The sequence below is a fragment of the Paracoccus onchidii genome, assembly GCF_028294535.1.
Lineage (GTDB): Bacteria > Pseudomonadota > Alphaproteobacteria > Rhodobacterales > Rhodobacteraceae > Paracoccus > Paracoccus onchidii.
This window is the reverse complement of sequence record NZ_JAQBIE010000067.1, coordinates 1-1,086: the sequence shown is the minus strand read 5'-3', so window position 1 is coordinate 1,086 and position 1,086 is coordinate 1. Positions and strand designations below refer to the sequence as shown.

Sequence of the window (1,086 nt, the reverse complement as noted above, 5' to 3'; positions counted from 1 at the left end):
GCATCGGCACCTGGATCAGCTACGACAACGAAAAACGCCCACACTCATCGCATGGGTTGCTGACGCCCGACGAGGCCTATGGTCGCCGGACCCCGAACCTGAAGATCGCCGCCTGACGTAAAACCAAAGCTATATCTTAGCTCGGCGGAAAACTGGTTAAAAAAACCGGGCCAGGCAGGTCTGGATCGCCGTATCACTGAACCGTTGTTGCCAACCACGCCTGCCGTTCGGCGGCGGTGCCCAGATCATATCGGGATCAAACCAAATGGACAGCGATTCGCGCTGCTTTAGTGCTGTGTTGGACGAAGGCCAGTTCCGGGTCTTGCACTTCGTCGGGGCCCAACCACTCATGCCGAAAAGCTGTCAAACTGGATTCAAACGATGAACCACTGATGGCGGTTTGTGCCACAAAGCCAGTTGAAGCCAATCATCGCATCTGAGCAGATCAGCCTTTGATAAAACGAACCATCGTAGTTCAGCGTTGCGATATGCGACCGGCTATCAAGGATATGAGTTAAGAGCGGGTTGAAGAAACTATCAGGAATCTAGTTGTACTTTTGAAAAAGCAGTGCGGCTGTCCGATGAACATAGCTTCTAATTGCAGATGGAAATTCTTTCGCTCATCGGTCAGCCAGTGAACATCGTCGTTCTTGCCAATCCGCAAAAGTTCGTCGCAGGCAACCAAGACCTTTTGCAGTGTTTCGAGTTCGTGCTCGTTGGCGGGGGCCTGTCTTCACTATTTTCATCTTGGACCTCGCCGTTACGCGGCAAGCAGCGCGATATAAGCTGCCTCTGATTGTCTGTCAGCTTCTTTGTCTGCCCAAGAAGCGGTAAGTGCATTGGTAAGGGAATAGTCATCCGGGGAAAGCGCCATTCCAAGGCCGTTTCCAACTACAATAACTTCGCGCATGCCCCCTCCCCTGAACAATGTCAGGGAAGGAAATTATGCATACATGATCGCAGGTCAACTAGGCTCAGGACCCATTGATTTGTTTGGGGGTTCGTGATTCACCGCAAAAAAGAGAGCGGTGACCATGTCTGATCTTTTCTGGTTGAGCGATGCCCAGATGGCGCGTCTTGAACCTT

At 51.8% G+C, this 1,086-nt stretch carries 1 protein-coding gene and 1 pseudogene; both read right to left on the bottom strand.

Features of this window, described 5'->3' with window-relative positions:
- Positions 1-171: 171 nt before the first annotated feature.
- Positions 172-351 (bottom strand): annotated as a pseudogene (locus tag PAF17_RS20050) (transposase); the annotation flags it as partial.
- 409 nt (positions 352-760) lie between these two features.
- Positions 761-910: a hypothetical protein gene (locus PAF17_RS20045; RefSeq protein WP_271890820.1), complete on the bottom strand. Its 150-nt coding sequence runs from the start codon at positions 908-910 to the stop codon at positions 761-763.
- Between the last annotated feature and the right edge of the window lie 176 nt (positions 911-1,086).